Annotated in this window: 8 protein-coding genes; 6 read left to right on the top strand and 2 right to left on the bottom strand. The window is 75.0% G+C overall.

The features are described from left to right. From AB0D10_RS32665 to AB0D10_RS32655, 3 genes are all read left to right on the top strand, one after another. Positions 1-278 (top strand): electron transfer flavoprotein subunit alpha/FixB family protein (locus AB0D10_RS32665; protein WP_360262577.1); only part of this gene is annotated, 278 nt, incomplete at its 5' end. Between the two features lie 306 nt (positions 279-584). Beyond that, positions 585-2,006, top strand: a complete 1,422-nt coding sequence (locus AB0D10_RS32660) for an acyl-CoA synthetase (protein ID WP_360262576.1) — start codon at positions 585-587, stop codon at positions 2,004-2,006. A gap of 293 nt (positions 2,007-2,299) precedes the next feature. Beyond that, a complete protein-coding gene (locus tag AB0D10_RS32655; RefSeq protein WP_360262575.1) occupies positions 2,300-3,166 on the top strand; it encodes a C40 family peptidase in 867 nt (288 codons plus the stop codon). A gap of 89 nt (positions 3,167-3,255) precedes the next feature. Here the strand turns inward: AB0D10_RS32655 and AB0D10_RS32650 are convergent, their stop codons facing one another. Further along, positions 3,256-4,170, bottom strand: a complete 915-nt coding sequence (locus tag AB0D10_RS32650; protein ID WP_360262574.1) for a PfkB family carbohydrate kinase — start codon at positions 4,168-4,170, stop codon at positions 3,256-3,258. A 467-nt stretch (positions 4,171-4,637) separates the two neighbouring features. On the opposite strand from AB0D10_RS32650, the gene AB0D10_RS32645 reads away from it, so the two are divergent. Further along, positions 4,638-5,705, top strand: coding sequence for an NUDIX domain-containing protein (locus tag AB0D10_RS32645; protein WP_360262573.1), 1,068 nt, complete (start codon positions 4,638-4,640; stop codon positions 5,703-5,705). Between the two features lie 140 nt (positions 5,706-5,845). Then, positions 5,846-6,703 (top strand): DUF4184 family protein, encoded by an 858-nt coding sequence (locus tag AB0D10_RS32640; protein ID WP_360262572.1) that lies wholly within the window; start codon positions 5,846-5,848, stop codon positions 6,701-6,703. On the opposite strand, the gene AB0D10_RS32635 is transcribed toward AB0D10_RS32640, so the two are convergent. Continuing rightward, entirely contained in the window at positions 6,679-8,043 is a 1,365-nt protein-coding gene (locus AB0D10_RS32635; protein ID WP_360262571.1) for a dipeptidase, read from the bottom strand. The genes AB0D10_RS32640 and AB0D10_RS32635 overlap by 25 nt on opposite strands. A 385-nt stretch (positions 8,044-8,428) precedes the next feature. Between AB0D10_RS32635 and AB0D10_RS32630 the strand changes: the two genes are divergently transcribed. Next, entirely contained in the window at positions 8,429-9,580 is a 1,152-nt protein-coding gene (locus AB0D10_RS32630; protein ID WP_360262584.1) for a geranylgeranyl reductase family protein, read from the top strand. The last annotated feature ends 100 nt before the right edge of the window (positions 9,581-9,680 follow it).

The following is a 9,680-nucleotide window of genomic DNA, read 5'->3' as shown; positions in this document are numbered from 1 at the left end:
CCGTCGGCGCCTCCCGTGCCGCGGTCGACGCCGGCTGGTACCCGCACAGCAGCCAGGTCGGCCAGACCGGCAAGCAGGTCTCCCCGCAGCTGTACATCGCGGCGGGCATTTCCGGCGCGATCCAGCACCGGGCCGGCATGCAGACCTCGAAGACCATCGTGGCCGTCAACAAGGACCCCGAGGCCCCGATCTTCGAGCTGGTCGACTACGGCGTGGTCGGTGACCTCTTCGAGGTCCTGCCGCAGCTCACCGCCGAGGTGAAGGCCCGCAAGGCCTGATCCCGCGGGAAGGTTCGGAGGGCGTGGCGCCGGGTGCTCGGTGCCACGCCCTCCGTCGTCGTCCCCGGAGCACGGCGGGTGGTGCCGCGGCCCGTAGAGTCGGCGCGAACGCGTGACGTGCGGGCATGAGCCGTACTCATGTCGGGGGATGAGCGGGGCTCATGACCCGATCGTGTGGCGGGCGGGGCATGAGCCGTACTCATGCCCCTGACGTGTGGCGTCCGGGGCATGAGGTGAACGCATGACCCGGGCGTGTGATGTGCGGGACGCGACGCGACAGCGTGGGACGAGGGCGAGGACGGTGGCATGGCACTGCTGACGGCACTTCAGGGCGGATTCGGCGACGCGGCGGACGCGCTGCGGATCGACGGTCGGACGCTCTCCCGGGAGGAACTGCTGGGCGCGGCGACCGCCGTCGCGGACCGGGTGGCCGGCGCCCCCGCGCTGGCGGTGCTCGCCCGGCCCACCGTCGAGACGGTCACCGCCGTGGTCGGCGGCCTGCTCGCGGGCGTCCCGGTGGTGCCGCTGCCGCCCGACTCGGGGCCCAAGGAGCGCGAGCACATCCTGCGCGACTCGGGCGCGACGCTGCTCACCCACGCCGCCGGGGAGGCGCTGCCCGGGTCCGGCCCGGTGGAGGGCCTGCCGGTCGATCCGCTGCAGCGCTCCGCCGCCACGTACGCCGAGCCGGCCGCGGACTCCACCGGCTTCGTGCTCTACACCTCGGGCACCACCGGCGCGCCCAAGGGCGCGGTGATCCGGCGCGGGGCGATCGCCGCCGACCTGGACGCGCTGGCCGCGGCCTGGCAGTGGACCGCAGAGGACACCCTCGCCCACGGCCTGCCGCTGTTCCACGTGCACGGCCTGTTGCTCGGCGTGCTCGGAGCCCTGCGCACCGGCAGTCGGCTGGTGCACACCGGCCGGCCCACCCCAGCCGGGTACGCGGCGGCCGGCGGCAGCCTGTACTTCGGCGTGCCCACCGTCTGGTCCCGGCTGGCGGCGGACCCCGAGGCGGCAGCCCGGTTGGCCCCGGCCCGGCTGCTGGTCTCCGGCAGCGCGCCGCTGCCCGTGCCGGTGTTCGAGAAGCTGGCCGCGCTCACCGGGCACGCCCCGATCGAGCGGTACGGGATGACCGAATCGCTGATCACCGTCAGCACCAGGGCCGACGGCGAGCGGCGCCCCGGCAGCGTCGGCCTGCCGCTGGACGGGGTGCGCACCCGGCTGGTCGGCGAGGACGGCACGCGGCTGCCGTACGACGGGGAGACCGTCGGTGAGCTGCAGGTGTCCGGCCCGACGCTGTTCAGCGGCTACCTCAACCGGCCGGACGCCGACGCCGAGGCCTGGACGGCGGACGGCTGGTTCCGCACCGGCGACGTCGCGGTGATCGGGCCGGACGGCTTCCACCGGATCGTCGGCCGGGCCTCGGTGGACCTGATCAAGAGCGGCGGCTACCGGATCGGCGCGGGCGAGGTGGAGGCCGCGCTGCGCGACCACCCGTCGGTCGCCGACGCGGCGGTGGTCGGCGTGCCGGACCCGGATCTCGGACAGGCGGTCGTGGCGTACGTCATCCCGGACGGCGCTGTGACTGGGGAACAGCTGACGGCTTTTGTGGCGGAGCGGCTCTCGGTGCACAAGCGGCCGCGCCGGGTCGTGCTGGTACCCGAACTGCCCCGCAACGCACTGGGAAAGGTGCTGAAGAAGCAACTGCTGACGGAGGCCGACGGCCGGTGATGAGGGGGCGTCGGACGTCTCCCCGGTGACGGGTGTTCACCCTGATGCGGCGTCGGTGCTCACCGCCCGTGACCCCTTCCATTGGCGCACTCCACTGCGCGCTGTGAGCGGATGCGTGCCTAACGTGACGAACAGGCAGGCCTCGGTCTGTCCGGCCGTGGGAACCGGTGGTACCGGGACCACGGCGGTTCGAATCAGTACCGCAGCCGCCCGTTCCGGCGGCAGTCCGCAGCGAGTCGCGGCGATCCGCAGCCTCTCGCTGAGATCCACAGCAGTGAAGGAAGTCAGCAGGGATGACCACCGTCAACACCGGCGCACCGGATGCCGCCGACGAACCGACCGCGCAGCAGGCCGCTGCCACCGCCCGTTCCTCCCGTTCCTCCAGGGCCGCGCGGCTCCGCCGGGGGATAGGCATGGTGGCCGTGATCGCGACCGGAGCGGGCGTGCTCGGCCTCGGGACCGGCGTGACCCCCGCGGCGGCCGAGACCGCGCCGGCGCACGCCGGGTGGGACGGCTCGCGGTACTGGTTCAAGAACAGCCAGGGGCAGTGGCGCTGGACCTCGCACTACGACGTGTACGTGGCGCGGACCGGTGGCGGGACGAAGTCCACGACCACGTCGTCGAGCGGGGGGATCAAGCAGGGCTGGGACGGTTCGCGCTACTGGTTCCGCAACAGCAAGGGCGAGTGGCGCTGGACCACGCACTACGACATCTACCTGGCGCGGACCGGGGGCGGCTCCTCGTCCTCGTCGGGCTCCGCGGGCTCGGGTTCGTCCGGCGGCTCGGTGGCCGCGGACCCGGACGTCGAGACCGCCGTGCAGTACGCGCTCGCCCAACTGGGCAAGCCGTTCCGGACGGCGGGCAACGGGCCGGACGGGTACGACTGCTCGGGCCTGGTCCAGCAGTCCTTCAGGCGCGGCGGCATCAGCCTGCCGCGGGTCGCCAACGACCAGTTCGCGGCGACCACGCCCGTCAAGGCGAGCCAGCTCCGCCGCGGTGACCTGCTGTTCTGGTCGCCGGACGGGACTGCGCGGGGCATCCAGCACGTGGCGATCTACCTGGGCAACAACCAGTACGTCGAGGCCGCGCGGCCGGGGACCAGCATCCGGATCTCGGGGATCAGCAGCGGCTACTACCCGGCGTTCATGGGGCGGCCGTAGCGCCGTCGCGGGTACCCGGGTACCCGGGTTTGCGCGTCGGGGGCGTCCGGCAGGGCCGGCGCCCCCGATGCGGCCGGTTCGGCGCGCGGTCAGAGGTCCGTCGGTCGGGGGAGCGCGCCGCGGGCGCCGAGGGCGGTGACGGCGAAGGCCCCGGCGGCGACGGCGGTGGCCGCCGCTCCGGGGAGGTCGGCGCCGCGCGCGAGGCCGGCGGCGAGGGCGCCGCAGAAGGCGTCGCCCGCTCCGGTGGTGTCGACCACCCGGACGGCGGGGGCCGGCAGCCGGCTCGACCGCCCGTCCGTGAGGACCAGGGCGCCGTCCCCGCCGAGGGTGATCACGACGCCCTCGGCGCGGTCGGCGAGGAGCCGGGCGGCTTCGGTGACGTCGGCGGCCCCGGTCAGCTGGCGGGCCTCGACGGCGTTGGCGACGACCAGGGGGCGGCGCCCGGTCGGGCCGGTGTCGGGCAGGGCTCCGGCCGGAGCGGCGTTGTGCAGCCACCGGGTGCCGCCGGAGGGGCCCGTGACGGGCAGGGCCGCGGCCGTCGCGCGGATGCACGCCGCGGGGACCTCGTTGCTGGTGAGGACCACGTCGACGGGGAGCAGACGCAGGCGGGCCAGGGCAGCGGTGACCTCCTCCGGGGTGAGGTGCGCGTTGGCGCCGGGGACGACGACGATGCTGTTCTCCCCGGACGGGTCGACCATGACGATCGCCTGGCCGGTGGGCGCGTCGGGGTGCGTCAGGACGGCGCCCGTCTCGACCTCCGCGCCGTGCAGGTCGGCGAGCGCCGCCTCGCCCTCGGCGTCGTGCCCGATCTTGGCGACCAGGTGCGTCGCCGCGCCCATCCGGGCCGCCGCCACCGCCTGGTTGGCACCTTTGCCGCCGAATCCCCGGGTGGCGGTGTCGGAGAGGACGGTCTCGCCGGGGGACGGGAGTACGGGGCAGCGGAGGATCCGGTCGGTGTTGACCGATCCGATGACGACGACCCGGCCGACTGGCAGCAGCTTCATCGTTCCTCTGTACGTGCCCGGGTGCGCGCTGCGCAAGCGGGCGGGCGGGCCCGGCGGGCGGGCGCGGGGCGAGGCGCGGTGGCGGCGCCGGCAGGTGCGGACGGGTGCCGAGGGGTGCCGAGGGGTGCCGAGGGGTGCGGACGGGGCAGGTCGGCGGCGCGGGAGCCGGGGCGCGAGCGGTGAGCGGGCGGGCGTGCGCGGGAGGTCGACCCATCCGGCGCCCTGTGCGTGAGCAGTGGTGAAGGGGTGCAATTTTGATGTAGACCGGTCTGCATATTTCCGCGCGCGAGCGCCTGGCCTGGGCACATGCCGCTGTCACTGGGCAATCCGGGGCGCGCGGGCGGGCGCGTCGGGGAGGCATGGGGAGCGGCGTGGCGCGGGTACCACCACGGGTGGCGCTGGTTCGGCTGACGGGGGCGCTGCCCGGTGCGATCGGCATCGGGGGAAGTCGAGGGGCAGGGGACGTTGTGATCGTCTGGGTCAATGGCACATTCGGGGCGGGCAAGACCAGTGCCTGCCGCGAGTTGGTGGAACTGCTGCCCGGGAGCGTGCTCTTCGATCCCGAGCTGGTGGGCTTCGGTCTGCGCCGGATGCTCCCGGCCGACCGGCTGGCGACGGTGTCCGACTTCCAGGACCTGGCGGCCTGGCGCCGGCTCGTCCCCGAGACGGCGGCCGCACTGCTCGACGAGGTCGGGGGGCCGCTGGTGGTCCCGATGACCCTGCTCAGAGAGGACTACCGGGACGAGATCTTCGGCGACCTCGCCTCCCACGGGATCACGGTGCACCACTTCGTGCTGGACCCAGAAGAAACGATCCTGCGCGAGCGCATCGCCCACCGCGAGGAATGCCCGGACGACCCGGAGGCCAGCGCACGGGTCCGCACCTGGTGCATCGAACACCTGCCCCGCTACCGTGCCGCCCGCCGCTGGCTGGTCGGCGACGCCCGCATGGTCGACACCAGCGCGCTCACGCCGCAGGAGACCGCCCGCCGGATCGCCGAGCTGGTCCGGGTCGGTGCAGCCCGCTGCCCGATCGTCCAGAGCCCGGACCCGACCGGGGACACCGTGGCCTCCGCCGTCCTGTTCTTCGACGAGCAGGACCGCGTCCTGCTGGTCGATCCCGTCTACAAACCCGACTGGGACTTCCCCGGAGGCGTGGTCGAGCGCGGTGAGGCCCCCACCGACGCCGCGCTGCGCGAGACCGCCGAGGAACTCGGCCTGCGCCTCGATCCGGCCGGGCTGCGCCTGCTCGCCGTCGACTGGGAACCGCGCACCGGTCCGCGCCGCGGCGGCCTGCGGCTGATGTACGACGGGGGCCTGCTGGACGAGGCGGGCCGCCAGAACCTGTTGCTGCAGCCGGAGGAGTTGCGCAGCTGGCGCTTCGTCACGCTGGACGAGGCCGCCGAACTGCTGCCGCCGAGCCGGTACCGGCGCCTGGCGGCCGCCCTGGACGCCCGGCGCAGTGGCGAGCTGCGGTACCTGGAGGCGGGGTGCCGGGTGGCCGTCGGGATGGCGAGCGCGGCGGACGCGGCGTAGCGGGGGCGCGATCGGGCCGTGGGCGGTCGGGCGGTCCGGGCGGGGTGGCGGGTCCGCGTACGGCGTGGGCGGTCGGACGGTCGGGTGCGGCCGCACCCCCGGGTTCGCCCGGCCGCCGGCGCCGGCGGGAGGATGGGGTCATGCCCTTCACGCTGAGCCACCCCGCCGCCGTCCTGCCCCTGCTGCGCCGTGCCGGGGTGCGCGGGCCGTTGGTGGCGTCGGCGCTGGTCGCCGGGTCCATGGCGCCCGACGTGCCGTTCTTCGCCGAGTCCCTGCTGCCAGGGGTGTACGGCCACGGCGGGCTGACGCACCGCTGGTGGGCGGTGCCGACGCTGGACGTGGCGATCGCCGGCGCGCTGGTGGCCGGCTGGCACGGGCTCCTGCGGGGACCGTTGGTGGCGCTGCTGCCCGAGCGGTTCGCGGGCGGCGCCGAGGCGCTGACGGCTCGCCGGGTCGGAGCCGGCGGTGTCCGGGCGGGCGGTGTCGCAGGTGCGGACGCGGCCTGGTTCGCGGCGTCGGCGGCGATCGGTGCGGCCACCCATGTCGGCTGGGACGCGTTCACGCACGGGGGCCGGCTGGGCGTCCGGCTGCTGCCCGTACTGGACCGGTCGGTGGCCGGTGTGCCGGTGTACGAGGCGCTGCAGTACGGCAGTTCGGCGCTCGCGCTGGTGGCGATGGGAGGGTGGGCGGCGCGTGCGGTGCGGGCCGTCGAGCCGGCGCGGCCGGAGGTGGCGCTCGCGCCCGGGACGCGGCGGGCCGCCGTCGCGCTGCTGGGTGCGGCGACGGCGGCCGGGGTGCTGCACCGGCTCAGCCCGCTGAAGCGGAACCTGGTGCCGGAGGTCTGCTTCGGTGCCGGGGCCGGCCTCGCGGTCGGTGCCGTCGGGTACGCGGCGGTGGTGGCGGCCGTCCGACGGGCGCGCGGCGGACGGCCGGGACCGGGAGCCGCGAGCGGCGGCTCCCGGCCGGACGTCCGTCAGACGGAGCGCAGCTCGGCGTAACGACGCAGGAAGAGGGCCTCGGTGAGGGCCATCCGCTCCAGCTCCTGCGGGTCGACGCTCTCGTTGACCGCGTGGATCTGGGTGGTCGGCTCCTCGACGCCGATCAGCACGATCTCGGCCTGCGGGTAGAGCGAGCGCAGCGTGTTGCACAGCGGGATCGAGCCGCCTTCGCCGGAGGCCACCATGTCGGTGCCGAACGCCTCGGCCATGGCCTCGCCCATCGCCTCGTACGCCGGGCCGGTGGTGTCGGCGCGGAAGGCGGAACCGCTGCCCTGGCGCTGGATGGTCAGCTTGGCGCCGAGCGGGACCTGCGCCTCCAGGTGGGCGACCAGGGTCTCCTGGGCGGCGGAGGCGTCCGTGCCCGGCGGGACGCGCAGGCTGATCAGGGCCTTGGCGGCGGCCTGGACGGAGGAGGTGGCGCCGATCACCGGCGGGGCGTCGATGCCGAGGACGGTGACGGACGGGCGGGCCCAGAGGCGGTCGGCGATGGTTCCGGTGCCGGTCAGGGCGACGCCGTCGAGCACCTTGGCGTCGGCGCGGAACTGCTCCTCCGGGTACTGCACGCCCTCCCAGGTCTGGTCGGAGGACAGCCCGGCGACCGCGACGTCGCCGTTCTCGTCGTGCAGCGAGGCGAGGATCCGGACCAGGGACTGCAGCGCGTCCGGGGCGGCGCCGCCGAAGGCGCCGGAGTGCAGGTTGCCCGCCAGGGTGGTGACCGAGGCCTCGACCACCGTCATGCCGCGCAGCGAGGCGGTCACCGTGGGCAGGCCGGGGGCGAAGTTGCCGGTGTCGCCGATGACGATGGCGTCGGCGGTGAGCAGCTCGGGGTGGGCCTCCGCGTAGCGCTCCAGGCCGCCGGTGCCCTGCTCCTCCGAGCCCTCGACGATGATCTTCAGGCCGACCGGGTAGGAGTCCCCGTACACCTGGCGCAGCGCCCGCAGGGCGGTCAGGTGCATCAGGATGTTGCCCTTGCAGTCGGCGGCGCCGCGCCCGTACCAGCGGCCGTCACGCTCGGTCAGCTCGAACGCGGGGCTGATCCAGGCGTCCTCGTCGAGCGGGGGCTGGACGTCGTAGTGCGAGTAGAGCAGGACGGTCGGCGCGCCCTCGGGGCCCGGCAGCTCGGCGTAGACGGACTGGGTGCCGTCCGGGGTGTCGAGCAGTCGGACGTCGGTCAGGCCCTCGGCGGCGAAAGCGTCGGCGACCCAGCGCGCGGCCTTCTCGCACTCCTCGACCGGGAACTGGCGCGGGTCGGCGACCGACGGGAAGGCGACCAGCTCGGCGAGGTCGGTGCGGGCACGGTCCATCAGGGACCGGACTGCGTCGGCCAGGGGCTGTGACATCGGGGCTCCGAGGGGGTGGGGCCACCCGCGGGGTACCGCGGGCGGAGCGGGGCGGTTGGGGTACTGCCGATCATAGGCGGCGCGGATCCGGGCGGTCCGGGGCGGGCGTCCGGCCGGTTTCCGGCAGGGCGACGGCGGCACGGGGGTCTGCGTGGCGCTGCGGGGGTTTGCGTGGCGCGGCGGGGTTCGAGTGCTGCGCGGGATTCGAGCGGTAGGGCGGGGTTCGAGTGGTGCGGCGTCCGGTGGGGCGGGTGGACACATAGGATTGCTCGACGTGACTGACTCCGGAAGCTCCGATTCCCGTAGCCCGCTCGACAGCCCGCTCGAAGGGACGGCCTCGCCGCTCGACGACGCGGTTTCGCCGCCGGACGGCGTCTGGGACGTCGTGGTGGTCGGCGCCGGACCGGCCGGCTCCTCGGCCGCGCACGCCGCCGCCGTCCAGGGCCGCCGGGTGCTGCTGCTCGACAAGGCCGAGCACCCCCGTTACAAGACCTGCGGCGGCGGCATCATCGGCCCCTCCAGGGACAGCCTGCCGCCGGACTTCCAGCTGCCGCTGCAGGACCGGGTGCACGCCGTCACCTTCGCGTACGACGGGCGGTACACCCGGACCCGGCGGTCCCAGCGGATGCTGTTCGGCCTGGTCAACCGGGACGAGTTCGACCTGCGCCTGGTGCAGGCGGCCAAGGCGGCCGGGGCGGTGCTGGTCACCGGCGTGACCGTCACCGGTGTCGAGCAGCGTGGCGGCGAGCACCGGACCGCGCTGGTGACGGCGGCCGACGGGCGCACCTTCGAGGCCCGCGCGGTGGTCGGCGCGGACGGCAGCGCGAGCCGGATCGCCCGCCACGTCGGCGTCACCTTCGACCAGATCGACCTCGGTCTGGAGGCGGAGATCCCGGTACCGCCGCAGGTCGCCGCGGACTGGGCCGGTCGGATCCACCTCGACTGGGGCCCGTTGCCCGGCAGTTACGGCTGGGTGTTCCCCAAGGCCGAGACCAGCAGCCTCACCGTCGGCGTCATCTCGGCGCGCGGCGACGGCGAGCGCACCAAGCGGTACCTCGCCGACTACGTACGGCGGCTGGGCCTGTCCGGCTTCACCCCCACGGTCGAGTCCGGGCACCTGACCCGCTGCCGGGCCGAGGACTCGCCGCTCTCCCGCGGCCGGGTGCTGGTCGCCGGCGACGCGGCCGGGCTGTTGGAGCCGTGGACCCGTGAGGGCATCTCGTACGCGCTGCGCTCGGGCCGGCTGGCCGGCGAGTGGGCGGTGAAGGTCGCCGAGGCGGGCAACGCGGCCGCCGTGCGGCGCGAGGCGCTCAACTACGCGTTCGCGGTCAAGGCCGGGCTGGGCGTGGAGATGCGTGCGGGCAAGCAGCTGCTGGGTGCCTTCGAGCAGCGGCCGTACCTGTTCCACGCGGCGGTGTGCCTGGTGCCGGCGGCCTGGCGGGCCTTCGCCCGGGCCACCCAGGGGCACACCACCTTCGCCCAGCTGCTGCGGCAGAACCGGGCGGCGCGCAAGCTGATGTCGATGGCGTCGCGGTAGGCGGTGGCGGTAGGCGGCCCGTCATGCCGGTGCGGGGCCGGTGCTCCTCCCGTGGTGGAGGAGCACCGGCCCCGTTCACCTCGCGTGCCTGGACCGAGGA

This window comes from Kitasatospora sp. NPDC048545 (assembly GCF_040651155.1).
In the GTDB taxonomy this organism is placed as follows: Bacteria; Actinomycetota; Actinomycetes; order Streptomycetales; family Streptomycetaceae; genus Kitasatospora.
The sequence above is the reverse complement of the archived record's forward strand: the minus strand, read 5'-3'. Positions and strand labels throughout refer to the sequence as shown.